The sequence below is a fragment of the Paracoccus sp. PARArs4 genome (genome assembly GCF_947311865.1).
GTDB classification, from domain to species: domain Bacteria; phylum Pseudomonadota; class Alphaproteobacteria; order Rhodobacterales; family Rhodobacteraceae; genus Paracoccus; species Paracoccus zeaxanthinifaciens.
Window position 1 is genome coordinate 19,202 of sequence record NZ_CAMZMW010000006.1, and the last position, 24,463, is coordinate 43,664.

19 protein-coding genes are annotated in these 24,463 nt (G+C 68.0%); 5 read left to right on the plus strand and 14 right to left on the minus strand.

Features of this window, described 5'->3' with window-relative positions:
* Positions 1-42: 42 nt before the first annotated feature.
* From cydX to QMZ16_RS06445, 6 genes are all read right to left on the minus strand, one after another.
* Positions 43-180, minus strand: coding sequence for a cytochrome bd-I oxidase subunit CydX (cydX, locus tag QMZ16_RS06420; protein ID WP_022706080.1), 138 nt, complete (start codon positions 178-180; stop codon positions 43-45).
* A 17-nt stretch (positions 181-197) separates the two neighbouring features.
* A complete protein-coding gene (gene cydB / locus QMZ16_RS06425; protein WP_282602582.1) occupies positions 198-1,361 on the minus strand; it encodes a cytochrome d ubiquinol oxidase subunit II in 1,164 nt (387 codons plus the stop codon).
* Between the two features lie 5 nt (positions 1,362-1,366).
* Positions 1,367-2,971: a cytochrome ubiquinol oxidase subunit I gene (locus QMZ16_RS06430; protein WP_282602583.1), complete on the minus strand. Its 1,605-nt coding sequence runs from the start codon at positions 2,969-2,971 to the stop codon at positions 1,367-1,369.
* A gap of 99 nt (positions 2,972-3,070) precedes the next feature.
* Positions 3,071-4,672, minus strand: coding sequence for an ATP-binding cassette domain-containing protein (locus QMZ16_RS06435; protein ID WP_282602584.1), 1,602 nt, complete (start codon positions 4,670-4,672; stop codon positions 3,071-3,073).
* Positions 4,669-6,315, minus strand: coding sequence for an ATP-binding cassette domain-containing protein (locus QMZ16_RS06440; RefSeq protein WP_282602585.1), 1,647 nt, complete (start codon positions 6,313-6,315; stop codon positions 4,669-4,671). The genes QMZ16_RS06435 and QMZ16_RS06440 overlap by 4 nt, the downstream gene beginning before the upstream one ends.
* Before the next feature lie 150 nt (positions 6,316-6,465).
* The gene (locus QMZ16_RS06445) at positions 6,466-8,127 is read right to left on the minus strand and encodes a GMC family oxidoreductase N-terminal domain-containing protein (RefSeq protein WP_282602586.1); all 1,662 of its coding nucleotides are present in this window, start codon (positions 8,125-8,127) and stop codon (positions 6,466-6,468) included.
* 129 nt (positions 8,128-8,256) lie between these two features.
* On the opposite strand from QMZ16_RS06445, the gene QMZ16_RS06450 reads away from it, so the two are divergent.
* Both QMZ16_RS06450 and QMZ16_RS06455 read left to right on the plus strand, forming a co-directional pair.
* Positions 8,257-9,165 (plus strand): LysR family transcriptional regulator, encoded by a 909-nt coding sequence (locus QMZ16_RS06450; protein ID WP_282602587.1) that lies wholly within the window; start codon positions 8,257-8,259, stop codon positions 9,163-9,165.
* 66 nt (positions 9,166-9,231) lie between these two features.
* Positions 9,232-9,621, plus strand: coding sequence for a hypothetical protein (locus QMZ16_RS06455; protein ID WP_282602588.1), 390 nt, complete (start codon positions 9,232-9,234; stop codon positions 9,619-9,621).
* A gap of 9 nt (positions 9,622-9,630) precedes the next feature.
* Here QMZ16_RS06455 and QMZ16_RS06460 read toward each other — a convergent pair whose 3' ends face one another.
* Positions 9,631-10,119: a DUF6789 family protein gene (locus tag QMZ16_RS06460; protein WP_282602589.1), complete on the minus strand. Its 489-nt coding sequence runs from the start codon at positions 10,117-10,119 to the stop codon at positions 9,631-9,633.
* Between the two features lie 178 nt (positions 10,120-10,297).
* On the opposite strand from QMZ16_RS06460, the gene QMZ16_RS06465 reads away from it, so the two are divergent.
* Positions 10,298-11,920, plus strand: a complete 1,623-nt coding sequence (locus tag QMZ16_RS06465; RefSeq protein WP_282602590.1) for a thiamine pyrophosphate-binding protein — start codon at positions 10,298-10,300, stop codon at positions 11,918-11,920.
* A 1-nt stretch (position 11,921) separates the two neighbouring features.
* Positions 11,922-13,121 (plus strand): CoA transferase, encoded by a 1,200-nt coding sequence (locus QMZ16_RS06470; RefSeq protein ID WP_282602591.1) that lies wholly within the window; start codon positions 11,922-11,924, stop codon positions 13,119-13,121.
* On the opposite strand, the gene QMZ16_RS06475 is transcribed toward QMZ16_RS06470, so the two are convergent.
* From QMZ16_RS06475 to QMZ16_RS06495, 5 genes are all read right to left on the minus strand, one after another.
* Positions 13,118-14,638 (minus strand): glucan biosynthesis protein G, encoded by a 1,521-nt coding sequence (locus QMZ16_RS06475; RefSeq protein ID WP_282602592.1) that lies wholly within the window; start codon positions 14,636-14,638, stop codon positions 13,118-13,120. The two genes, QMZ16_RS06470 and QMZ16_RS06475, sit on opposite strands and share 4 nt — an antisense overlap.
* A 4-nt stretch (positions 14,639-14,642) precedes the next feature.
* Positions 14,643-15,845 carry an OpgC domain-containing protein gene (locus QMZ16_RS06480; RefSeq protein ID WP_282602593.1) on the minus strand — a complete coding sequence of 401 codons (1,203 nt, stop codon included), beginning with the start codon at positions 15,843-15,845 and terminating at the stop codon, positions 14,643-14,645.
* A 22-nt stretch (positions 15,846-15,867) separates the two neighbouring features.
* Entirely contained in the window at positions 15,868-17,223 is a 1,356-nt protein-coding gene (locus QMZ16_RS06485; RefSeq protein WP_282602594.1) for a tetratricopeptide repeat protein, read from the minus strand.
* Between the two features lie 68 nt (positions 17,224-17,291).
* Positions 17,292-17,807, minus strand: coding sequence for a YHS domain-containing (seleno)protein (locus QMZ16_RS06490; RefSeq protein WP_282602595.1), 516 nt, complete (start codon positions 17,805-17,807; stop codon positions 17,292-17,294).
* Positions 17,808-17,896: 89 nt separating this feature from the next.
* On the minus strand, positions 17,897-19,861 hold the full coding sequence (locus tag QMZ16_RS06495) for a Hint domain-containing protein (protein WP_282602596.1): 1,965 nt from the start codon (positions 19,859-19,861) through the stop codon (positions 17,897-17,899).
* Between the two features lie 295 nt (positions 19,862-20,156).
* Here QMZ16_RS06495 and QMZ16_RS06500 point away from each other — a divergent pair, with 295 nt between their 5' ends.
* The gene (locus tag QMZ16_RS06500; protein ID WP_282602597.1) at positions 20,157-20,813 is read left to right on the plus strand and encodes a GntR family transcriptional regulator; all 657 of its coding nucleotides are present in this window, start codon (positions 20,157-20,159) and stop codon (positions 20,811-20,813) included.
* A 12-nt stretch (positions 20,814-20,825) separates the two neighbouring features.
* On the opposite strand, the gene QMZ16_RS06505 is transcribed toward QMZ16_RS06500, so the two are convergent.
* Together QMZ16_RS06505 and QMZ16_RS06510 are read right to left on the minus strand one after the other, a co-directional pair.
* Positions 20,826-22,121: an NAD(P)/FAD-dependent oxidoreductase gene (locus QMZ16_RS06505; protein ID WP_282602598.1), complete on the minus strand. Its 1,296-nt coding sequence runs from the start codon at positions 22,119-22,121 to the stop codon at positions 20,826-20,828.
* Positions 22,122-22,246: 125 nt separating this feature from the next.
* On the minus strand, positions 22,247-24,400 hold the full coding sequence (locus QMZ16_RS06510; protein ID WP_282602599.1) for an esterase-like activity of phytase family protein: 2,154 nt from the start codon (positions 24,398-24,400) through the stop codon (positions 22,247-22,249).
* Between the last annotated feature and the right edge of the window lie 63 nt (positions 24,401-24,463).

The following is a 24,463-nucleotide window of genomic DNA, read 5'->3' on the forward strand; positions in this document are numbered from 1 at the left end:
ACCAACGCGGCCCCGGCAGCGATTCCGGGGCCGCGTCTCGTCTCAGTCACGGACCGCGGGCGGGCGGTCGTCATGTTCGTCGGCCAGCACGCGGTCGCGCTGCATTTCCAGCCACATCGCGTTCATCACCGCGAAGATCGCGGCCAGCGGCAGCCCCAGAAGCCAGGCGAAATACCACATCGTTGCTCTCCTTTCCCTCAGTACAGGCTGTCGGAATCGGCAGTCACGTCGGCCTCGCCGACCTTGCCCCACAGCACGCGATAGACCCAGGCCGTATAGGCCAGGATGATCGGCATGAAGATCACCGTCGCGACCAGCATGATGAACAGCGTCAGATGCGAGGACGAGCTGTCCCAGACCGTCAGCGACGAACGCGGATGCAGCGACGACGGCAGGATGAACGGGAACATCGTCAGCCCCACGCTTGCGATGGCCCCGAAGATCCCCAGCTTGGACCAGACCAGGGTCGAGACCTCGCGGCCCGCGCGCAGGCCCGCCACGGCCAGCGACATGCCCGCCAGCGCCATCACCGGCGCCACCACGATCCAGGGCCGCGCGACATAGGCCGCAAGCCAGCTGTCCGTCCGCGCGACCTCGGAGTAGAGCGGGTTCGACGGCCCGTCGGTCACGACCTCTCCGATGATGGCGTAACCCTCGATCCCGAAGGCCAGCCACAGCCCCGCAAGGACGTATCCCGCGATGGTCACGACCCCCGTGACACCGCCGATGCGGCGGGCACGATCGGCCACCGCGCCCCGGGCCTTGAGCGACAGCCACGCCGCCCCATGCGTCACCAGCATCGCCAGCGACACGACGCCGGTCAGCAGCGCGAAGGGGTTCAAGAGCCCCAGGAACTTGCCGAAATAGCTGCCCTCGTAGCGCGAGAACAAATCGGGCGTCAGCTCGAACGGGACGCCCTGCAGCACGTTGCCGACCGCGACCCCGAAGACCAGCGCGGGCACCGCGCCCCCCGCGAACAGCGCCCAGTCCCAGCCGTTCCGCCAGGCGGGGGACGGCCGCTTGGACCGGTACTTGAACGCGACGGGCCGCAGGATCAGCGCGCAGAGGACCGCGAACATCGCAAGGTAGAACCCCGAGAAGCTGACCGCATAGAGCGGCGGCCAGGCCGCGAAGATCGCGCCGCCGCCCAGGATGAACCAGACCTGGTTCCCCTCCCATACGGGGCCGACGGTATTGATGGCGATGCGCCGTTCGGTGTCGGTGCGCCCGACGAAGGGCAGCAGCGCGCCGACCCCCATGTCGAAGCCGTCCGTCAGCGCGAAGCCGATCAGCAGGACCCCCAGCAGAAGCCACCAGGTCACGCGCAGCACGTCATAGGATATCAGTTCGTGAAGGATCATCTTGCTCACTCCGCAGGGGTCGGAACGGGGGCGGCACCGCCGCGCAGGCGCGTCTCGTGGCGGGCCTCCCAGGCTTCGGTCTCGTCGATGTCCTGGAACGGGCCCTTGCGGATGTATTTCAGCATCAGGCCCATCTCGACGACGAAGAGGATGGTGTAGAAGGTGACGAAGCCCGCCAGCGTCAGCAGAAGGTCCTGCACGCTGAGGTGGCTGACGGACAGCGCGGTCGGCAGCACGCCGTCGACCGTCCAGGGCTGGCGGCCGTATTCGGCCACGAACCAGCCCAGCTCGGCCGCGATCCAGGGCGCGGGAATGATCGCCACCGCGACCCGCAGCGCCCACCGCGGATAGCTTTGCTGACGGAAGGACGACCGCCAGAAGAAATAGGCCATGACCCCGATGAACAGGAACCCGAGCGCGACCATGAAGCGGAAGGACCAGAACAGCGGCAGCACGCCCGGAATGGTATCGTTGGCGGTCATCGCGATCTGTTCGGGCGTCGCGTCGCGCGGGTCGTCCATGTAGCGCAGCAGCAGGAAGGCGAAACCCAGGTTGCCCGAGTGCTGTTCGAACGTGTCGCGGATCGCGGGCGGGGTCGCATCGCGCATCTCGCGGATCGACATCAGCGCGTCATAGGCGAGGATGCCGCTTTTGATCCGGTCCTCGGCCTCGGCCACCAGGTCGTTGATGCCCGGGATCTCGGTCCCGAGGGACCGGGTGCCGATCAGCCCCATGACGAAGGGGATCTCGACCGCGTAATGGGTCTCGCGCGCCTCGATGTCGGGGATGCCGAAGGCGGTGAAGGGCGCGGGGGCCTCGTGGGTTTCCCACATGCCCTCCATCGCGGCCAGCTTCATGCGCTGCGTGTGGCTGGCGGCATAGCCGCTCTCGTCGCCCAGCACGACCACGGAGAGCGATGCCGCAAGCCCGAAGGACGCCGCGACCGTGATCGAGCGCCGCGCCAGCGCGGTGTGGCGGCCCTTCAGCAGGTACCACGCGGACACGCCCAGCACGAAGACGGATGCCGTGACGTATCCCGCCGACACGGTATGCACGAACTTGGCCTGCGCGACCTCGTTGAAGAGGACGGCGAAGAAATCGTCCATCTCCATCCGCATGGTGTCGGGGTTGAAGGACGCGCCCACCGGGTTCTGCATCCAGCCGTTCGCGATCAGGATCCACAGCGCCGAGAAGTTCGACCCGATGGCCACCAGCCACGCGACCGCCAGATGGGCCACGCGGCTCAGCTTGTCCCAGCCGAAGAAGAACAGCCCCACGAAGGTCGCTTCGAGGAAGAAGGCCATCAGCCCCTCGATCGCCAGCGGCGCGCCGAAGATGTCCCCGACATAGTGGCTGTAATAGCTCCAGTTCATGCCGAACTGGAATTCCATGGTGATGCCCGTGGCGACGCCCAGGGCGAAGTTGATCCCGAACAGCGTTCCCCAGAATTTCGTCATCTGCCGCCAGATCGGGCGGCCCGTCATGACATAGACGGTCTCCATGATCGCGACCAGGATCGACAGACCCAGTGTCAGCGGCACGAAGAGGAAATGATACATCGCCGTCATCGCGAATTGCAGGCGTGACAGCTCGACCACGTCGAGTTCCATTGCGGCAGGCTCCTTCGATGCTGTGCCGCCGGGGCGGCGCGCATCTTCTAGCAGCCCTGCCGACCGCGCGATTTGATCTGGCGCAAATCGCGCGGGGTTTCAGCGGCTTCCGGGTTGCGACAGCGCGACGCAGGCATCGAAGACGGGATGGTCCTGCCCGCGATGCATGGCCGTCAGGATCGCGGCATCGGGCAGGAAGGCGCGGATGTTCGACAGCACGGCATCCGCGGTATCGGGGTCCAGCCCCTCGGTCGGTTCGTCCAGCAGCAGGATCTGCGGGCGGGGCAGCAGGCTGCGCGCAAGGGCCAGCCTCTTGGCCTGCCCGCCCGACAGGCCCGCGCCCCCTTCGGCCAGCCGCGCATCCAGCCCGCCGCGTTCGCGGATGGCGGGCGTCAGGGCCACGACATCCAGCACGGCCCACAGCGCATCGTCGTCGAAATCGCCCGCAAGGGTCAGGTTCTCGCGGATGGTGCCGCCGATCAGGGCGCTGCGCTGAGGCAGCATCACGACGCGCGCGCGCAGCGATGCCTCGTTCCATTCGCAGGGTGGACGCCCCGCGATGCGGATGCCGTCACCCGGCAGCATGGCCGCGACGGCCAGCAGAAGCGTGCTCTTGCCCGCGCCGCTCGGGCCGGTCAGCGCAAGGGCCTGCCCCGGCCCAAGCGTGAAGGCGATATCGTGGCGGGACACCGCCAGATCGGGCCGGTTGGGCAGATCGGGGCGCGTGTCGGGGGCAGGTCGCCCCCGGCCGGGACCGATGCGACGGGCAGCGCCCGCAAGGCGTCCGATCTCGGCAAAGCCGCGCCGCAGGGGCAGCAGCGTCTCGGCCAGGGCCAGTGCGACGAACAGACCGATCGCCGCACGGGCGGGCCCCACAGTCTCGACCAGCGCCCCGCCCGCGACCAGCGCCCCCGCGACGGCCAGCGCCACAAGCGCCGACAGGACCAGCCCGGCCCGACGCTCGACCCGGTCGAGGATCGCCGCATCGCGACGGGCCGCATCGTCGATCTCGGTCAGCGCGGTTTCGCGGGCCGGAAGGCGACCGGCAAGGATCAGGGCCTCGCGGTCGCGGATCATGTCGATCATGCCGCGCCGCAACGCCTGCGCGCCGCGCTCTGCCATGTCGGCGGGCCGCAGCGTGCGCCGCGCCAGCCAGGTCAGCACGATGACCGCGCCGGGCAGCAGGACCGCCGCGACCGTCAGCGCCACCGACGGCCCGACCAGCCACCACAGCGCGGCCAGGGCCGCAAGCTGCGTGACCAGCCCCGCCGCGACGGGCAGGACCAGCCGCAGGATCAGCCCGTCCAGCGCATCCACATCCGCGATCATCCGCGTCAGGATCGTCTCTCCGCGCAGGCGGGCAAGGGCGCGCGCATCGAGGTCCGCATGCCGTCGCAGGATCGCGACGCGCAGCGCCGCCAGCGCGTGCAGGATCGCGTCGTGGGTCAGCAGCCTTTCGCCGTAACGCGCCGCCGTCCGGCCAAGCGCAAGGAACCGCACCCCCGCCGAGGGTCGGAACACGTCGAAGGCGATGCCGATGCCCGCCAGCCCCGCCACGCCGGTCGCGGTGATGAACCAGCCCGACAGCCCCAGCAGCGCGGCACCCATCAGCAGGACGATCACCGACAGCGCGGCCCCGCGCATCATCGCGCCGGGGGCGGCGCCGATCAGCAGGCGGACAAGACCAAGCATTCGGGTCATCCCGCCACCTTCGCGCGGGCGTCGGCTGCCGCGATCAGCGCGGGATCGTGGGTTGCGACCACCACCGCACGGCCCGCCTGCGCGATGCGCCGCAGCGATGCGATGATGCGCACGGCGGTCGCCCCGTCCAGGTCGGCGGTCGGCTCGTCGGCAAGGATCAGGTCGCCGCCCGCCATGACGGCCCGCGCCAGCATCAGCCGCCGCGCCTCGCCCCCCGATACGCCGCCGCCGCTTTCGCCCAGTCGGGTGTCCAGGCCCGCGGGCAGGCGCTCGACGATGCGGCTGGCATCGGCCATGCGCAGCGCGGGCCAGGGATCGGCCCCCGTGCTGCGCGGGTCCAGCCAGGCACGCAGCGGCAGGTCCGGGAAATGCGGACGCTGCGGGACAAAGGCCAGCCGCGCGCGCCAGGCATCCGCCGTATCGGGCGTTAGATCAGTGCCGCAGACCGCGATCCGCCCCGCATCCAGCGGCACGAGCCCCGCGATGGCCGCAAGCGTCGTGCTCTTGCCCGCGCCGCTTGGGCCGGTGACCGCGATGATCCCGCCGACTGCGACCTCCAGCTCGGGCAGGCGGACGTGCCGCCCCGGCAGCGCGGCCACGGCACCGGACAGCCGCAGCGCAAAGGCCCCCGGCAGCGGCGCGGCATCCCGGCCATCGCCGATCATCGAGACACGCTCGGCCGCGTCCAGCGCCTCCAGCTCCTCGACCACGGCAAAGCCCGCGGCGCGGTCGTGCCAGGCCGCCGAAAGATCGCGCAGGGGCTGGAAGAACTCGGGGGCGATCAGCAGCAGGAACAGCCCCTCGGCCAGGGTCAGGGGGGTGCCCCAGCTGCCGAAGCCGATCTCTCCCAGCAGGGTGAAGCCCACGAAGACCGCGACCATCGCCACCCCCAGGGCCGAGAACAGCTCGAGCACGGTGGAGGAGAGGAAAGCGATCCGAAGCACCGCCATGGTCCGCCGGCGCAAACCCTCGGCGCGGTCGGCAAAGCCCGTCGCCGCGCGTTCGGTCGCGCCCAGAAGGCGGATGTCGGACAGCGCGGCCAGCCGGTCCATCAGCATCTCGTTCATGGTGCCGATCTCGGACATCTGGCGGCGCGATGCCTGTTCGGCGGCCATCCCGACCAGCGCCATGAACAGCGGGATCAGCGGCCCCGCGACCAGCAGCGTCAGGCCCACGACCCATGACAGGCAGAACGCCAGAACCAGAAGCACGGGCGGCAGCACAGAGACCCGCGTCATCGCGACGTGATAGCGCGTGATCCAGGGCTGCAGCAGCGGCAGCTTCTGGACCGCCAGCGAGGCTATGGCGGCCGAGCCTGCGCCGGTGACTGCGCGGGCCTCGCGCCCGATCAGTGCGCGCCGTTCGCGGGCGATGGTCGCATCGGCGGCACGGAACAGCAGCGCACCGGCACGGTGATCCAAGGCCGCGCGCAGGATGCCCCCCGCCGCGATGATCCCGGCGGCGGTCAGCGTCCGCGCCGCGTCGGCATCGCCCCCGACCCAACCGGAAATGGCCCATGCGATCGCCGCCGCCTGCACCGGCCAGACCAGCCCCGCCGCGACCGACAGCATGCCCGCGCGCCGCAGCAGGCCATCGACCGGCGCGATGATCCGGTCCCGCGCCATCGCGCGCGGTGACCGCATTCCTACCACATTGCGCATATCGTTCACCATTCGCCGCCCTTACGATGCCGATCGCTACTCTACTGTAGGCGAGCTGTCGACAATGCGGCAAATGGCCATGGGAAGTGTCAGGGGCACCAATTGCGCCACCTACCGGTCAAGCCACTCGGCTCAGGCGTCTTCGCGGATGAAGCGGGCGGCCTTCTCGGCGATCATCAGGGTGGGGGCGTTCGTGTTGCCGCTGGTGATGCGGGGCATGATGCTGGCATCGACCACGCGCAGCCCCTTGATGCCGCGGACGCGCAGACGAGAATCCACGACGGCGTCCGGATCGTCGGCGCGGCCCATCTTCGCGGTCCCGACGGGGTGGAAGATCGTCGTCGCGATGTCGCCCGCCACCCGCGCCAGATCCTCGTCGGTGGAAAACTGCGGGCCGGGCTTCCATTCCTCGGGCCGGTATTTCGCGAAAGCGGGCTGGGACACGACCTTGCGGACCTGGCGCAGGCTTTGGGCCGCGACCAGCCGATCCTCGTTGGTCGACAGATAGCCGGGGGCGATCAGCGGTGCATCGCCCGCGCGGCCCGACCGCAGACGCACATGGCCGCGACTGGTCGGGTTCAGGTTGCACACGCTGGCCGTGATCGCGGGGAAAGGATGCAGCCCCTCGCCAAAGGCTTCGAGGCTGAGCGGCTGGACATGGTACTGGATGTTCGCATGCGCGCGGGCTGCGTCCGAGCGGGTGAACGCGCCCAGCTGGCTGGGGGCCATGCTCATGGGGCCGGACCGCCGCAGCATGTATTCCAGCCCGATCCGCATCTTGCCCAACCCGTTTCCGGCAAGCGTGTTCAGCGTCTTCGCGCCCGTGACCTTGTAGACCGCGCGGATCTGCAGGTGGTCCTGCAGGTTGGCACCGACGCCCGGCAGGTCCGCCGTGACCTCGATCCCGTGATCGCGCAGATGCTCCGCCGGACCGATCCCCGAGAGCTGCAGGATCTGGGGCGAATTGATCGCGCCCGCCGACAGGATCACCTCGGACCGGGCGTGGACACTCAGCGTCTCGGGGCCCCTCCGCACTGTCGCGCCGGTGCAGCGCCTGGCCCCGTCGGGGCCGGTCTCGATCCGCAGGTGCTGCACCGTGGCCTCGGTCCAGACGGTCAGGTTGGGACGGCGGCGCGCGGGTTTCAGGAATGCCTTGGCGGTGTTCCAGCGCCAGCCGGACCGCTGGTTCACCTCGAAATAGCCAACGCCCGCATTGTCGCCGGTGTTGAAATCCTCGTTCCGCTCGAAGCCCGCCTGGACCATGGCTTGGGTGAAATCCTCCAACACGTCCCACCGCAGGCGCTGCTTCTCGATCCGCCATTCGCCGCCACGCCCGTGCATGTCCGAAAACCGGCTGTTGCTGCCCGTCGCGGGATCCGCCCCGCCATCCAGCCGGTAATGATCCTCGTGCGCCTTGAAATCGGGCAGGCTGTTTTCCCACGACCAGTCGTCATCGCCCGTCAGCGCGGCCCAGCCGTCATAGTCGCGCGCCTGCCCGCGCATGTAGATCATGCCGTTGATCGACGAACAGCCGCCAAGCGTCTTGCCCCGAGGATAGCGCAGCGTGCGCCCGTTCAGCCCCTTGTCCGGTTCGGTATGATACAGCCAGTCGGTGCGCGGATTGCCGATGCAATACAGGTATCCGACCGGAATGTGGATCCAGGCATAGTTGTCGCGCTTGCCCGCCTCCAGCAGCAGGACGCGTTTCTCGGGGTCCGCGCTCAGGCGGTTCGCCAGCAGGCATCCCGCCGATCCGGCCCCGATCACGATATAGTCGAACCGGTCTTCCGGCATGGCAGCTCCTCCCTCGGTCCCCTTGCGCGGGGGCGATCCCTTGGGGACCAGATCTAGCGGGGTGCGGGGGCAGAAGGCTAATGACTAATCGCGCGGGGCGATATAAATCCTGCTGATATGAGACCGAGGGTGGACCTGAAGATCCTGACGGCTTTCGTCACCGTCGCGCGCGAAGGCAGCGTCTCGCGCGCGGCCGAGGCGCTGTGCCTGACGCAGCCGGCCGTCAGCCTGCAATTGCGGCGGCTGGCGCGGGAAACCGGGCTGGAGCTGTTCACCCGCAGCCCGCACGGGCTGGACCTGACGCCCGACGGGGCCGCCCTTCTGCTGAAGGCGCAGCGCGTCTGCGCCCAGATGGAGGAATTCGAGCTGCATGCGCGGCAGCTTACCAGCTCGGTTCGGGGCACGCTGCGCATCGGCACCATCATCGACCCCGAGTTCATCCGGCTTGGCGATTTCCTGCAAGGGCTCGTCGGACAGGCCCCCGATCTGCGCCCCGAGCTGACCCATGGCACAAGCGGCGACATCCTGCGCCGCATCGCCCGCGACCAGCTGGATGTGGGCTATTTCCTGGGCGAGGCTGCGGATCTTGCCGCGCTGATCGACGATCCCGCACAGGACCTGGCGTTTCGCAGGCTGACCGATCTCAGCTATCGCGTGGTGGCCCCACGCGGGTGGGAGGGGCGGCTGCGGGGGCTGGACTGGGCGGGGCTTGCCGCGCTGCCCTGGATCGGGACGCCCGTGGAATCGGTGCATTCGCGGCTGCTGTCCCGTGTCCTCGGGCCCCAGGGATTGCAGCAGAACATCGTGACGCTGGCGGATCAGGAAAACTCGATGCTGGAACTGGTGCGCGCGGGGATCGGTCTGTGCCTGTGCCGCGAGGCGGTGGCGCTGCATGAAAGCCACGCGCATGGCCTGGCAATCGTGCCCGACCTGCATCTTCGCACGGCGCTGCATTTCGTGACCCCCGGCACCCGCGCGACCGACCCTCGCATCGCGCTGGCGGGCGACACCATCGCCCGCATCTGGCAGGACCGCTGAGCGCGGGCCGCATTGCAAAGCGCCGCCCGATGCGCGACGCTTGCCGAAACGCCAAGGGGGTTCGCGATGCACAGCACAGGCCATGTCATGCCCGCGCGGGTGGGTTCGCTGCTGCTGGCCCTGACGCTTCTGACCGGTCCCGCGCAAGCCGACCCGGTCACGATCGAGGATGTCCGCGCCAGCGAGGGCGCGAATGGCTGGCGCTTCGACGTCACTCTGCGCCACCCCGATACCGGGTGGGACCATTATGCCGATGCCTGGCAGGTGCTTGCGCCGGACGGCTCGGTCCTTGGGACGCGGGAACTGGCGCATCCGCATGTGGACGAACAGCCCTTCACGCGCAGCCTGTCGGGGATCGCCGTCCCGCAGGACGCGGACCATGTGCTGATCCGCGCGCGCTGCCTTGTGGACGGCTGGAACGAGGGCACGGTCCGGTTCGACCTGCCGGGGCGCTGAGGCACAGGCTCAGCGGCGGCGGGCGAGATAGTCGAAGGTGATCGCGGCGACGATACCATAGAGCACATGCCCCACCAGCGCGACCCAGGTGATGCCCGTGAAGCCCAGGAAGAACTTCAGCCCCGCGACCGAGGAGATCCCGCCGATCGCGAAGATCCACAGCCCGAACCCGTAGATGGCCGAGGACAGCAGCATCGGCATGCCCGGCGCGAATTTCTGCTGCAACGGGCGGAAGATGTACAGCCACCCCACCGGATAGGCGATCAGCCCCACCAGGAACAGGTGCATCAAATTGCCCGCCCACGCGGCATTCGGCAGCCCGAACGTGCCCAGAAGCGACCGCGCCAGCCCCGCCGGTGCAAGGTTCGCAAAGCCCAGCATCGGGCTGATCGCCTGCCCCCACAGATCGAAGGCGACGGTGGCCACGGAACCCGCGATGACCATCGCGATCACGGTATCGGCATTCAGGGGCGGGGTGTTGGTGCAGGTCTGGGTCATTCTTGCTCTCCGTTCTCTGTTGGTCGTTTGTTGTTGTTCCAATTCCGTCCGAACTGCTGGAAAGTTACGAGGGCAGGCGCGCGATCACGCGTTTGTTACCTCGTCCGTGAAAGAGAACCGGGTTCCGCGACGAATGGAAGAGGCGAAGACAAGCTTGGACAGGAAAGTGGACGATCTGATGACGGATACGAGGCAGATGACGGCGGCGGACATCCTTGCGCAGCGGCTGTACCGGGCGGGGGTGCGCTTCGCCTTCGGCATGCCGGGGGGCGAGGTGCTGGCCCTGATCGACGCGCTGGCCCGCGCGGGGATCGAATTCGTGCTGGCCAAGCACGAGAACGCCGCGGGCTTCATGGCCGAAGGGGTCTATCACCGCACCGGCGCGCCCGCGCTTCTGGTCACGACCGTGGGGCCGGGCGCCCTGAACGCCGTCAACGTGGTCGAGAACGCGCGGCAGGACCGCGTGCCGATGATCGTGCTGTCGGGCGCGATCGACCCGGCCGAGGCCGCGACCTATACCCACCAGGTGCTGGACCAGCGCGAGGTGTTCCGCCCCGTGACCAAGGCCAGCTTCACCTTCGATGCGGGCGCGGCGGCGGCGATTGCCGACAAGGCTGTCGCCATCGCGACCGAAGGCCGCCCCGGTCCGGTGCATATCGACGTCCCGATCTCGGTCGCCTCGGCGCCGGTGCCCGCCCGGCCCGTCTTCGACCGTAAGGATGCGGCGCCCCTGCAACCCGCCGACGGGGGCGATCTGGCGCAGGCGCGGCGATGGCTGGCGGCGGCGGAACGTCCCGTGATCGTCATGGGGCTGGACGCCATGAACCAGAATGCCGGTGCCGCGATCCGCGATTTTGCCGAAAGCTTCGGCGCGCCCGTCATCTCGACCTACAAGGCCAAGGGCCTCATCCCCGAGGATCACCCCCTGTCGCTTGGCGCGGCGGGCCTGTCGCCCAAGGCCGATCGGCTGCTGCTGCCCCTGCTGGCCGAGGCCGACCTGATCATCTGCGCGGGCTATGACCCGATCGAGATGCGCGTGGGCTGGCGCGACCCGTGGGACGCGGCCACCGTGCCCGTCATCGACATCACCGCCGCGCCGAACCATCACTACATGCATCAGGCGGGCGTGAACTTCGTGGCCGATTGCGGGGCGACGCTTGCCACGCTGGCGCTTGGGGTGACGCCCCGCGCCGCATGGGGCGACCGCATCGCGCGGCTGAAATCCGAACTGGCCGCGGCCTTTCCGCGCGACGAGGACTGGGGCCCCGCCGCCGTCATCGACACCTGCATGACCGCCCTGCCCGAAGGCACGCTGGCCACCGCCGACAGCGGCGCGCATCGCATCCTTCTGTCGCAGATGTGGCGCTGCACCGAGCCGCGCGGCCTGATGCAATCCTCGGGGCTGTGCACGATGGGCTGCGCGGTGCCGCTGGCCATCGGCGCGGCGCTGGCCGCGCCCGAGCGCCACGTGGTGTCGTTCTCCGGGGATGCGGGGTTCCTGATGGTCGCGGGCGAACTTGCCACGGCGGCGGAACTGCGCACGCCCGCGATCTTCGTCGTCTTCGTCGATGCCAGTCTTGCGCTGATCGACCTGAAGCAGCGCCAGATGGGCCTGAACTCGAATGGGGTCGATTTCGAGGGACCGGACATCGCGGCCATCGGACGTGCCTTCGGCGGCGCGGGACATACCGTGCGCAATCGCGCCGAGCTGCAGGACGCGCTGCAGGCCGCCATGGCCGAGACCCGCTTTACCGTCATCGCGGCGGTGATCGACCGCAAATCCTATGACGGGCGGCTGTGACATGACCAACGACAAGACGCCGATGGCGCTGGAGGGGCTGGTCGTCCTGGACCTGTCGCGCATCCTGGCCGGACCGACCGCGACGCAGCTTCTGGGCGATCTGGGCGCGACCGTCATCAAGATCGAGAACCCGCGCAGCGGCGGCGACGACACGCGCGGCTGGGGTCCGCCCTATGCCACGCTGAAGGATGGCAGCACGGGCGATCTCAGCGCGTATTTCATGGCCGCGAACCGCAACAAGCAGTCGGTCGCCGCCGATCTGGGCACCGAGGCGGGGCGCGATCTGGTCGCCGCGCTGGCCGCCCGCGCCGATGTGGTGATCGAGAATTACAAGCCCGGCGGGCTGGTCAAGTACGGGCTGGATCACGACACGCTGCTGGCGCGGCATCCGGGGCTTGTCTACTGCTCGATCTCGGGGTTCGGGCAGACGGGACCGAACCGCGACAAGCCCGGCTACGACCTGATGGCGCAGGGCTATGGCGGCATCATGAGCCTGACCGGCGCCCCCGAAGGCCCGCCGATGAAGGTGGGCGTCGGCATCGCGGACGTGATGTGCGGGATGTATGCCACCATCGGCATCCTTGCCGCGCTGCGCCACCGCGACCGCACCGGCGAGGGGCAGCATATCGACCTTGCGCTGGTCGATGCGCAGATGGCCTGGCTGATCAACGAGGGCACGAACTTCCTGACCTCGGGGCAGTTGCCGCAGCGACGCGGCAATGCCCATCCGAACATCGTGCCCTATGACGTGTTCCAGGCCGCGGACGGGCATGTGATCGTCGCCGTCGGCAATGACGCGCAATTCGCGCGGTTCTGCGACGTGTTCGGCGCCGCGCATCTGGCGGCGGACCCGGATTATGCGACGAACCCTGCGCGGCTGGCGAACCGCGACGCGCTGATACCGCAACTGCGCCCGCTGCTGACCGCCCATCCCGTCGCCTGGATCGTCCAGCGGCTGGAGGCGGTGAAGGTCCCCGTCGGGCCGATCAACGATCTGGACCAGGCGCTGAACTCGGAACAGGCGCAGGCCCGGCAGATGACCGTCGCGATGGACGCCCCCGAAACCGAGGCGGGACAGGTGCGGCTGCTGGGCAATCCGCTGAAATTGTCGCGCACGCCCGTCACCTATCGCAGCGCACCGCCGCGTTTCGGGGCCGATACCGACCGCGTCAGGCGGGATCTGGGGCTGGACGGCGACTAGGCCGTCCAGCGATACAGCCAGACCTCGGACAGGGGGCGGTCGGGGGCGCGCAACTGGACGCGCAGTTCGGCCAGGGTCGCGGTCCCGGGGGTGAAGGTCACGGCAAGGCGAGCGCCCCCGGTATCGGGGTTGCGCTGCAGCACGCCGCCGCTGACCTGCCCCGCACTGCTGCGGGTCACCAGCTCCACGCCCGACAGGTCGCCCTCCAGATCGGGATGCGGGGCGAAATCGACCGTGATGATCCAGTCCTGCGTCTGCATGTGGCGGCCCATGCGTGTATTGGTGACCTGCGCCAGCCCGCGCGGGGGCGCGGGATCGTCGCCCCATGACAGGCGGTATCCGAAACGGTGTTCGGTACCGGGCAGGACCGGCTCGGACGGGCGCCAATAGGCGACGATATTGTCGAAGATCTCTCGATCGGCGGGGATCTCGACCAGCGTGACGGCCCCGCGCCCCCAATCGGCATCGGGCGTGACCCACAGGCTGGGACGGCGATGGTACAGCGCCTCGAGATCGGCGAAATCGCTGAAGCCCCGCGCCCGCTGCATCAGGCCGAAACCCTGCGGACCGTCATCGACGAAGGCCGAGATCTGCAGCTGTCGCGGGTTGGACAGGGGCCGCCAGATCGTCTCGCCCGCGCCGTTATGGATCAGCAGCCCGTCGCTGTCATGGACGGCGGGCCGGAAATCCGAGAACCGGTCGCGGATGGTCTCGTCGAACAGGAACATCGAGGTGAGCGGCCCCAGCCCGACATGCGACAGCGGCTGGCGCGCGAACAGATGCGCGGTCACGTCCATTTCCAGGACCGCGCCGGGGCGGATGCGGAAACTGTAAAGACCTGTCGCGCGCGGGCTGTCCAGCAACGCATGAATGACGGTTTCGCGCGCAGCGTCCGCCGGACGCTCGATCCAGAAATCGGTGAACTCGGGAAATTCCTCGCCGCTTGGTTCGGCGGTGTCGATGGCAAGGCCGCGGGCCGACAGGCCATAGATCTGCCCCGTGCCGATCCCCCGGAAATAGCTGGCGCCCTGAAATACGGCGAATTCCTGGAAGATGCCGGGCTTCTCGATCTCGGCGCGCAGGCGCAGCCCGGAATAGCCGAGCGTTTCGTCCACCGGCAGATCGGGAAAGCGGTCGGTCGTGTCGAAGACGCCCAGGTCGAACAGGACGGGACGGGTCTGCCCATCCTCGACCACCGAGATGCCGACCGGACGGCGATAGAACAGCCCCGGCGGGAACAGGTCAACCTGCAGCGGCGCCTGCCCGCCGCGCCACAGCGCATTGCGCCCGTCGAACCAGATCATCCGGTACTGGTCATAGCTGATCTCGTGCCATGCCTGCGGGATCTGCGGGCGCGGGCGATGAGGGGCGCCGGCCATGCGGCGCGCCCGGTCGATCAGCCCCTCGACCGAGAAGGGCTGGGCATCCCCAAGGGTCAGGCCCGGTTCCTCGGCCCATGTCGCGCGGGGGGCAAGGGCCGCAGCCATAAGACCGGCCAGGACGGATCGACGCCGCATCGGCTCAGGCCCTCTTGCGCCAGGGGTGGGATTTGAACCAGCCCGCAACATAGGCCACCATGACCAGCAGCGCCGCGCCCGTCAGGTTGACCCAGAACATCGTCCAGTTGCTGCGGCCCGCCTGATCCAGCGCCACGCCCATCAGCCGCGCCATGAACATCGAGGCGATGAACACCGCCAGCGACTGCTGCCCGACCTTCATGATCATCGCCAGGCAGGCACGCCAGATGCGGGTGACGGCCCCCTGCCCGCCCGGCGGCAGCAGGCGGTGCCCGGCCTCGCCCGCCGCGATCCAGGCCAGATAGGCGACAGCCAGGAAATGGACATAGCGCAGGATGCCGAAATCGCTCTTCTGGATCAGGAAGCGCCAGTCGGACCGCCATGCACCGATCTCGGGGATGGCGTTGATGATGCGGAAATAGGCGAAGGGCACGGTCAGCAGCACCACCGCCGCCGCGATCACCGCCAGTCGCCAATCGACCGGCGGCTTCGGGATCCAGCCCGCCGAGAAGGCGAAGCCTGTAAAGAAGATCAGCTGCCAACCGAGCGGATTGAAGAACCACTGGCGGTCCGACCACGGCTCGGCCGGGAAGTTCACGTCGCCGATATTCGCGGTCAGCCACAGCCCCGCGACCAGCGCCAGCGCCAGCAAACGCGAGATACCCGCCAGCCAGATCACCACCGGCATCAGCGCCAGCAGCACCAGATACATCGGCAGGATGTCGAAATAGTTCGGGACATAGAATAGCCCCATCAGCGCGGGCAGGTTCGTCAACGGATCATTGAAGAACGGATGCAGGTTCAGCGACCCGACATAGTCCTTCTCGAAGCTGCCCAGCCCGTTCAGCATCGCCATGGTCGCAGCGATCGCCATGAACAGCCCGATATGCGCCCAGTAGACCTGCCAGATGCGGAAGCCCACCCGCGCCGTCCCAAGCGCCATGCCCCGCTGTTCGAACAGCTTGCCGAAGGCGATGGCCGAGGCCGCGCCCGAACAGAAGACGAAAGCCTCGGTCGCGTCGGAAAATCCGAACCGCGCCGGGATCCACAGCGTCAGCCAGTTCGACGGCACATGCGCGATCAGGATGATGAACATGTTGATACCGCGAAAGAAATCAAGTCGCGGGTCGCGCACGCGCGCGGCAGGGGCCGAGACGGTCGCGGCGGGGGCGCGACCGGCATCGGAGATGTCTTGGACCATGGTCATGCGGGTCGGTGCTCTTTCAGTCTCAGGCAGAGGCGGCAAGCCGCATCGCGGCAGAGAGTTGCTGCATGCGGGCGGCGGCAAAGGCATCCTCGACCCCGCCACGCAGCGCGGTGCGCTTACGGATCAGGGCCTCGGTTTCCGACAGATAGCCCGCCCGCATCCCTGCGTCGATGGTGATGCGTTCGAACACGTCGCGCTGCGCGTGGCTGCCGCCGACGGTCTGCATGCGGGGCTGGGCCTGCGCAAGGTTGCGGAAGGCGGCGGCATAGCGCCCCTCGCCATAGGCGGCCAGCCCCTCGGCTGCGGTGAGGCCGGGATCGGCGATGATGCGCAGCGTCTCGGCCTCGGGGGCGGCGGCGTCGCGGTGGAACCGTTCCAGCATGGCCTGCGTCGCCTGTTGTCGCCCCTGCTGGCTGAGCGCCATCATGTAGTGCAGATCCGCGAAGGCCACGCAGGCATCGTTGGCGCGGGTCTCGGCCAGGTCGGCAAGCTCGTTCCAGCGGTCGCCGACGGACACGCCCTCAAGCTCCAGCCGCATCAGCAGCGAGCTGGCGTTCGAGAAGTCGCGGTAATCGTCGGTGCGGTCGTGGCGGACCTCGGTGTCGTACAGTTCGACCACCTTGTCCAGCTCTCCCCGGTCCAGATGCAGCAGCGCCTTGTGCCACCAGACGTGATAGCGGAAATTGTTGCAATGCAGCCAGCTTCCGCAGTTTTCCTCGATCAGGGAAATGCCGCGATCCGGTTGATGGGTCATGTCATAGACATGCGCGACCGCGTGCAGCCCCCAGGCATCGTCCGAGGCGTGACGCAGCCCCTCCAGCCCCGCCGCCTCGGCAGCGCGGTAATCGCCGGTCTCCTCCAGCGTGAAGGCGTGACAGCCCAGCACGAAGCCGCGCAGCGGGTGGTCGGGGCCATGCGCGGGCAGCACCCGTTCGATGGACCGCCGCATCCCGTGATGGTCGCCCAGCACGAAGCGGATCGCGTGCGAGACCTTGGCCGACAGCGTGTCGCGCGGATTGTCCAGCAGCGCCTCTTCCATGGCGGCGATCGCGCCCGAGGGACGGCCCGCAAGCCATGCAGACAGCGCGCGGCACCACAGCTTTTCGCGCAGCGCGGGCTGACCCTGGCGCAGCGCGGCCAGGGCCACATCCAGCGCATCCTGCGCGGGGGCGATCAGTTCGCGCCGGCCCAGCATCAGGGTGAACAGCCCCTTGGCGGCATGCCCCATCGCAAAGCCCGGTTCGCGTTCCAGCACCGCGCCCAGATGCACCGGCGTCTGGCTGCCATGGGCAAGGAAGGCGCGGATGGTGCTGTTCCATTCCTCGAGCGCGGTGGAATCGGTGATGCTGACGCTGCCGTCGCAGATGTCGGTCTTCATTCGCTTGGCCTTCCTGTTGGTCTGTTCGTGGGGCACCCGTCGGTCGTTGCCACGGATGCCCGTCAGGCTCAGTCGGGGACCGAGGCGCGGAAACCCGGAATGCGGTCGCGGGATGCGGCCGCCCCCTCGATCCCGCCCCAATTGCCCTCGGCCAGCGTGATGTTGCCGGGAATATCCTCTTCCCAGAAGCCTACGACCCTGTCGGTGATGTTCAGATACAGCTTGCCATCGACGATGCGCCACAGGTTCGGATTGCCCGGAACCTTGCCACCCTTGGCCACGCCATAGGCGCAATGCCCGTCATACTGGGGCGCGAATGCCGCCGGATCGGCCAGGAACCGGTCGCGGTTCGCCGCCGAGGCGAAGGCGAAGCTTGCGCCGTTATAGGTTGCGGTGAACTGCTTCAGCCCCTTGGCGGGCGTCGGTTGCGGCTGGCCAAGGGCCGCCTGCGGAAGGTCGAAATAGGATACGACGTCATATCCCGACACCGCGTATCCGGTGCGGTCGACATATTGCTCGCCCGCGAATGCGCCCGTGGCCATCACGAGCGAAAGGGCAGCGGCCTTCAAGGGAAAACGGATCATCTTCGGCCTCCGACATGAACCATGACGTGCGGTTCGTGCCGGAGGGCCGGAATGTTACACCGATCACGGCTTCGTGATCGTGGGGGCCGTCAGTGCACCGCCGCCAGCAGCGGCTTGGCATTGCGCTGGTGGCGCATCGCAAGCTGCCGCGCCTGTCTGCCCGACAGCAGCATCCGCGCCGCGATCGAGGAATAGTCCACATCCAGCAGGTCCGGGAAGATCGACAGGATCTCCTGGCGCGATTTCTGCGGCAGGGACTTCATCGCCTCGGGGCCGGTATGCAGGCTCTCGGTGGCCGCGCCGTTCGCGATGACCAGTTCGTGACGGTCGCACATGAAGTGGAAATACTCGATCTCGGTGCATTCGTGCATCACGTCGACCCCGTCCAGCGCCAGCAGCTGCTTGGCCGCCGCAAGCACCTCGGGCTGGCCGAACATGCGCTGCGCGATGCGCGAGCGGACCAGCATGCGGTGCTGGGGCGACACGATCAGGTCGCGTTCCGGCAGCCCGCAGCCAAGCGCGCCCGCCGCGATGCGGATCGGCTTCAGCTTGGGGTTCGCGCCCAGATCGGCCGCGCTCAGCTTCTGGCTGCCGATCCATTTGATCTGCTGCAGGCCGTTGTCGACGGTCTGGACGTAATCGCCTTCGGTCAGATCCTCGATGCGGACCTCGCCATTGTCGGTCATGATCATCGCGTCGCGGGTGAAGCAGGTGACCGAGATGTTGATCGTCTCGAAGTTCGAGAAGGTGATCCCCCCGACCTGGCCCGCCTCGTCGCCGCCGGTGATGCTGATCGTGCCGCGGCCATAGGTGCCGGACTGGATCGCCACGACCAGTTCGCCATAGGTGGGCTGGCCCGCGCCGCCGAAGGGCACGATGGTCCCTTCGTCGCTGGTGAAGACGCCGCTGGCACCCGGAGCGATGCCCGTGATGCTGTCGAAACCGGTCGCCGTGCTGAAGGTGATCGTGTCGTTCTGGCCCGCGACCTCGGCCGCGACGAAGTTCTCGAACGAGGTGAAGGTGCCCCCGTTGACGCCGTTGATGGTGGCCGAGCCGTTGCCGTTCTCGTCGACGGTCACGTTCATGTTGTTGGCAAGGGTTTCTACGCCAATATACGCCTGAAGAGTATCGGTCCCCTCTCCGCCATCGACCGTGTCGGCCCCCGAGGTCGCGATGACCAGGTCGTCGCCGATCCCGCCCTCGATCAGGTCCGCGAAACCGTTGCCGCCCGCCAGGGTGTCGTTGCCCTCCTCGCCAAACAGCGTGTTGTTCCCACCCTGCCCGAACAGGATGTCGTTGCCGATGCCGCCATAGATCGTGTCGTCGTCGGCGTTTCCGTACAGGCTATCGTTGCCGGCCCCGCCATAGATCAGGTCGGCGCCCGCGTCGCCCCCAATAACGTCGTCGCCGACACCGCCATCGATCAGGTCGGCCCCCGCGCCGCCCACGATGGAATCGGCCCCGTCCTCGCCATAGACGGTGTCGTTCCCGTCGCCCGCGTTGACGGTATCGTTCCCGGTCCCGCCAAAGACGAGGTCGTCGCCCCCGCCCGCACCGATGCCGTCATTGCCGCCATTGCCCAGGATCGTGTCGGCGCCGTTCGTGATCCGGTCTCCATCGGCATCGGTGAAGCCCACCCCCATGGTCTGACCATCGGCGGTTCCGTCCACGACGCCCGGGGCGTTTGCGAACAGGTTAAGGGGCTCGGTGCTGAGGGGGGCATATGACGCGAGCACACCACCCAAGAACGGCAAGCCCTGCGGAAGATAGACCCAAAGCTGCTCGGTATCGCCACTGCCGGTCGAGAAGATTATCATCGGTGTCGAGTTTATTGCACCGATAACCGCACTGGATCCGATGTAGTTCAGTGGCTGCTCGGGCCCGCCACCCAAGCTCACGGTGGTGTCGTCGTCCTGCGTCAGGATTCCGTCGCCGTCGGTGATGATCCCCGAGGTCTGTCCGGAAAATACAGGAAGAACGTCCAGCCCAAGCAGATTGGCGACGCTGCCGTCATAGGCATAGAGGTTGTTGCCCGTGTTAAGCGAAACGACCATGACCATCTTCCCCTTGGCGCGGACAGGGTCCGCAAGTTGACATGCACCATCACCCGACCGCAGCCGTTGCATGCGGCGATACTTGCCGGTGCCTCGGGGTCGTCCGAAGGGCCCGGTGGGCTTAGGCTTGGGGCGCGACCCCTCGAATGGGCGGACTACTGCCTGCGGTTGTCGAAATCGCGCTTTCGACTATCCTTACGGATAGCCTGATATAAAACCAATATGGCATTTTATAAAATTGCGTCGCACGCCAACCATTGCTAGGGAAACGATCACCCGGACCGGAGCCAGACCCATGAGTTCGCAGACAGAGACGGTCGAAGCCGACATCATCGCCCGCATCCTGTCGCGGCGGCTGCTGCCCGGCGACCGGATCGACGACGGCAATCTGCGCGAACGCCTCGGCGTCTCCGCGACCCCGGTCCGAGAGGCGTTCATGCGGCTGGACGCCAAGCGCATCGTCACGCGCAGATCCAGCGGCGGCGTCTTCGTGACCCGTCTGGACCTCGCGGACCTGCTGCGCCTGAACGAGGCCCTGTCCGAGATCGAGGGCGCGATCGCCTTTCACGCCGCCCAACGCATCAGCCGCGCGCAGCTTGGCGTGCTGGAAACCGCCATCGCCCGATGCGAGGCCGCGGGACAGGATGCCAACCTCTACTATGACGCCAATATCGACTTCCATCACGGGCTGATCGCCGCATGCGCCAACCCGGCCCTGGAAGAGGCCGCCTATGGCTTCGCCCTGCGCATCATCGGCTATATCGTCGCGAAGCTGGACCTGCCCGGCCAGATCGAGAAATCGAACCTCGAACACTGGCGGATCCACGAGGCCGTCGCCTCGGGACAGCCCGACCTGGCGCGCGACCTGATGATCCGGCACATCAAGATCAGCGACTCGGTCGCGATCGGCATCATGGGCCGGATGGCAGAAGGCGCGCCGCGCATCGCGTGACGCGCCGGGGCCTCAGCGGCGGCGGGGCACATGCGCGCGGACGGCGCGCAGGGCCTCCATCCCGGTGATCAGGCGGGCACCCTTCGACCGGAAGACATAGCTGGAGAACCAGTTCATCGCGACGAATAGCGGGCGCTTCATCCCGATCAGGAAGTAGATGTGGATCAGCCCCCAGCAGAGCCACGCGAAGAACCCGCTGAGATTGATCCGCCCGAACGAGATGATGGCCGAGTTCCGCCCGATGGTCGCAAGACTGCCCATGTGGCGATACCGGAAGGGCGCGGGCGCGGCGCGTCCCGTGGCCAGCGCGGCGATGCGGCGGCCCGCATATTTCCCCTCCTGCTTGGCGGCGGGGGCGATGCCCGGAACGTCCATCCCGTCGCGCCAGGGCAGCTTGGCCGCATCCCCGATCACGGAAACCGCGGGCAGGTCCGGCACCGTCAGGTCCGGCATGACGGCGACCCGCCCGATCCGGTCGGTCTCGCATCCCAGCCATTGCGCAAGGCTGTCGATCTTGACGCCCGCGGCCCAGATCGCGGTCATCGCGGGGATGGTCTCGCCCCCGGCGATGACGTGATCGTCGGCGATCTGTTCGACCATGACGCCTGTGCGGACCTCGACCCCCAACCGGTTCAGCGACGCCTCGGCCTTGGCAGACAGGCTTTCGGGAAAGGCCGAGAGGATGCGCGGCCCGGCCTCGATCAGGATCACGCGGGCATCGTCGGGATCGACGCGGCGGAAATCGTCGGACAGCGTGACATGAGCCAGCTCGGCGATGGCGCCCGCCATCTCGACGCCGGTCGGACCCGCGCCCACGATCACGAAGGTCATCTCTCGGGCCTGATCCTCGGGGTCCTCGCACAGTTCGGCGCGCTCGAACGCCATCAGAACGCGGCGGCGCACCTCGGTCGCATCGACGATCCGCTTCAGGCCGGGGGCGTGTTCGGCCCAGTGATCCTTGCCGAAATAGGAATGCGACGACCCGTTCGCAACGATCAGGTGGTCAAAGCGGGATTCCCCGTTCTCGTGCAGGACGACCTGACGGTCGGTATCGACATCCATGACCTTGGACAGCGTGACCGTGACGTTCTTCTGGGCCGAGAAGATGCTGCGGATCGGCCAGGCGATATCGGCGGGCGACAGGTCCGCCGTCGCCACCTGGTACAGCAGCGGCTGGAACAGGTGATAGTTGCGCTTGTCGATGATCTCGACATCGACGGGGGCGTGGCGCAGCGCCTTGGCGGCGGCCAGCCCGCCGAAGCCCGCCCCGATGATGACGACCCGCGGCCGCGTTTCCGTCTGGGACATGGGGATACCTTCCGTTTCCTTGCGAAGGGTCGCATGGAGGTCGGCCCTTTTCGCCGCCGCCATGCGCCCGTCGGATCGGAAGTTCAATGGGTTGCGCCATCACGACGGCGCGATCCCCCTTGCCTTCAGGGCAGGTCGAAGGACCACAGGAACGTCTCGCCCGAGGCATCGTCCACGCCGTCATTGTCGGTGACGATCCAGACCCGCCCCGCGTCCGAGATGGCCATCCCCTCGACCTTGTCCTGCACGTAGCCGTTCCAGCGGCGCAGGTCCGGGATCAGGTCGCGGACCACCTCCTTGGCGACCAGCGGCAGATCGCCGCCCAGGGGCGCGGGCTGCAGATCGGCCAGCGCCACGCGGGTCACGGTCTTGAGCACGGCCGCGTCCCCGATCAGGTTGTCGCGCTCGATCAGGTACAGGTGGTCGCCATGGACCGTCAGTTCGGACAGGCCGACCCAGCCCTCGCCGGTCTCGAGCGGATAGCGCACGCCCGACCATTCGCCGGTGGCGGGGTCCAGTTGCAGCAGCTTGGCCTGCCCCGCCGGATCGTCGCCCCATTCGCGCTGGACCGCGATCCACAGCTTGCCCTCGTGCAGGGCGATCCCCTCGAAGCCGAAGCGCTTGCGATGCGCGACCAGCGCCTCGGGCAGGCCGAATTCGCGGAGGATCGCGCCATCGGCATCCACCTGCAGGACCAGGTGCGGGACATCCTTGTCGGCATTTCCCTCGGATGCCAGCCAGAAGCCGCCCTGGCCATCCGGCGCGATGCCTTCCAGGTCGATCGCCTCGGCAGGCGCACCGTCGCGCGTCAGCACCGTCTTGGCGGTGATGCGGGCAGGCGTCTGCGTGGCGTCGATGGTGAAGATCGCGGGCTGCGTGTCATAGGCGCTGTCGCTGACGGCAAACAGCGTACCGGGCTGGGCTGGGTCCATCGCAAGGCCCGACAGCGCGCCCCAGCCGATCAGCTGGTCCGACCCTTCGGACGTCACCGTCGGATAGGCCGCCTGCTCCTCGGCGCGTTCGAAGATCATGACATGGGCGCGCGCGCCGCCATCCTCGCCCAGGTCGGTCTCGTTGGCGGTGGCGAACAGGTTGCGTTCGGGGATCGCGACCAGCCCCTCGGGGCCGATGCCCGAGGGCAGCATCTGCAGCAGGCGGGGCTGGGCCGGGTCGGTCGCATCATAGACGCCGACGACGCTGCCGCGTTCGGATGCGACGAACAGCAGGCGCTGGCCGTCGAAGGTTGCGACCGTCACGGCCTCGGGCTCGGCGCCCTTGTTCTCCGAGCGGTGCTCGGGATAGTGGCCGATGGCCGCGACCGCACGGTCGAAGCCGTTGCCGCTGTCGAAGACCACGCCGCCATCGCGCGCGAAGACGGTGAACCCACGAGAGCCGCCGTTCCAGTCGCCCTCGTTCGCGGTCACGAAATGATCCGCATCCAGCCATTTGACCGCGTCGGGCTCACGCGGCACGTCGCGAAGCTGGCCGGTAAAGTCCAGCGCCCCTTCCTCGGCCACGTCGATGCCGTCCAGATCGACGCTGCCCGCGCTGAAATGGCTTGCGATGGCGCCATCCGCGCCGATCACGACGACATGGTTGTTCTCCTGCAGGGTCACCACGATCTCGCCCGCGTCGTTGATGTCGAGGAATTCGGGTTCGGGATCCTCGGGCGCGATCTCGGCCAGGCCGGTCAGGTCCACGCGGGTCATCGCCGCGCAATCGACACCGCCCTCGGTCAGCGGCAGCAGCGCCACGAAGCCTGCGGGCATCTGCGGCAGGCCGCCATCGCCCAGATCCTCGTCACGCTCGTTCTCGATGGCGACCGCGATCATGTCCGCGCCGATGGCCACGCTGTCGGGCTGCCCGCCCAGATCGCAGTTGTCGACGATGCGCCCTTCGGCCAGGTCGATGCTGCGCAGCGCACCCGACGGGTCGGTGAAGCTGTCCGAGGTGTTGACGCCGACGAAGGCCATCCCCTTGCGGATCACGGCGGTCGTCGGTTCTCCGTCCACGTCGATATTGCCAAGCGGCTTCGGCGCGCGGGGGTCGGTGATGTCGATCATGCCGATCACCCCGAGCGGGCTGTCGGAATAGATCAGCTGCATGCCGTCCTCGGTCGCCGCCATGATCTCGGCCGAGGTCTCGCGCATCCGGTCCTCGCCCTCGGCCATGTTGGCGGTGGTCGCGAAGCTGGCGATCCGGTTGAAGACCGGATCGGCCAGCGCGGGCGCGGCCGCGACCAGCGCGCAGACGGCCGTCAGCGTTGCGGGAAGATGCATGGAAACCTCCTGTCCGTGTTTCCGTGCTGTTTCGCGGCGCTTCGTGACGGTTTCGTGCAGGCC

What these genes read in the sequence shown, in the direction of transcription:
- QMZ16_RS06465 (WP_282602590.1), top strand. Translation starts at nt 10,298, where the DNA reads ATGACGGATACGAGGCAGATGACGGCGGCGGACATCCTTGCGCAGCGG.
- cydB (WP_282602582.1), bottom strand. Translation starts at nt 1,361, where the DNA reads ATGATCCTTCACGAACTGATATCCTATGACGTGCTGCGCGTGACCTGG.
- QMZ16_RS06485 (WP_282602594.1), bottom strand. Translation starts at nt 17,223, where the DNA reads ATGAAGACCGACATCTGCGACGGCAGCGTCAGCATCACCGATTCCACC.
- QMZ16_RS06435 (WP_282602584.1), bottom strand. Translation starts at nt 4,672, where the DNA reads ATGACCCGAATGCTTGGTCTTGTCCGCCTGCTGATCGGCGCCGCCCCC.
- QMZ16_RS06510 (WP_282602599.1), bottom strand. Translation starts at nt 24,400, where the DNA reads ATGCATCTTCCCGCAACGCTGACGGCCGTCTGCGCGCTGGTCGCGGCC.
- cydX (WP_022706080.1), bottom strand. Translation starts at nt 180, where the DNA reads ATGTGGTATTTCGCCTGGCTTCTGGGGCTGCCGCTGGCCGCGATCTTC.
- QMZ16_RS06500 (WP_282602597.1), top strand. Translation starts at nt 20,157, where the DNA reads ATGAGTTCGCAGACAGAGACGGTCGAAGCCGACATCATCGCCCGCATC.
- QMZ16_RS06430 (WP_282602583.1), bottom strand. Translation starts at nt 2,971, where the DNA reads ATGGAACTCGACGTGGTCGAGCTGTCACGCCTGCAATTCGCGATGACG.
- QMZ16_RS06475 (WP_282602592.1), bottom strand. Translation starts at nt 14,638, where the DNA reads ATGCGGCGTCGATCCGTCCTGGCCGGTCTTATGGCTGCGGCCCTTGCC.
- QMZ16_RS06460 (WP_282602589.1), bottom strand. Translation starts at nt 10,119, where the DNA reads ATGACCCAGACCTGCACCAACACCCCGCCCCTGAATGCCGATACCGTG.
- QMZ16_RS06480 (WP_282602593.1), bottom strand. Translation starts at nt 15,845, where the DNA reads ATGACCATGGTCCAAGACATCTCCGATGCCGGTCGCGCCCCCGCCGCG.
- QMZ16_RS06455 (WP_282602588.1), top strand. Translation starts at nt 9,232, where the DNA reads ATGCACAGCACAGGCCATGTCATGCCCGCGCGGGTGGGTTCGCTGCTG.
- QMZ16_RS06495 (WP_282602596.1), bottom strand. Translation starts at nt 19,861, where the DNA reads ATGGTCGTTTCGCTTAACACGGGCAACAACCTCTATGCCTATGACGGC.
- QMZ16_RS06445 (WP_282602586.1), bottom strand. Translation starts at nt 8,127, where the DNA reads ATGCCGGAAGACCGGTTCGACTATATCGTGATCGGGGCCGGATCGGCG.
- QMZ16_RS06505 (WP_282602598.1), bottom strand. Translation starts at nt 22,121, where the DNA reads ATGTCCCAGACGGAAACGCGGCCGCGGGTCGTCATCATCGGGGCGGGC.
- QMZ16_RS06440 (WP_282602585.1), bottom strand. Translation starts at nt 6,315, where the DNA reads ATGCGGTCACCGCGCGCGATGGCGCGGGACCGGATCATCGCGCCGGTC.
- QMZ16_RS06470 (WP_282602591.1), top strand. Translation starts at nt 11,922, where the DNA reads ATGACCAACGACAAGACGCCGATGGCGCTGGAGGGGCTGGTCGTCCTG.
- QMZ16_RS06490 (WP_282602595.1), bottom strand. Translation starts at nt 17,807, where the DNA reads ATGATCCGTTTTCCCTTGAAGGCCGCTGCCCTTTCGCTCGTGATGGCC.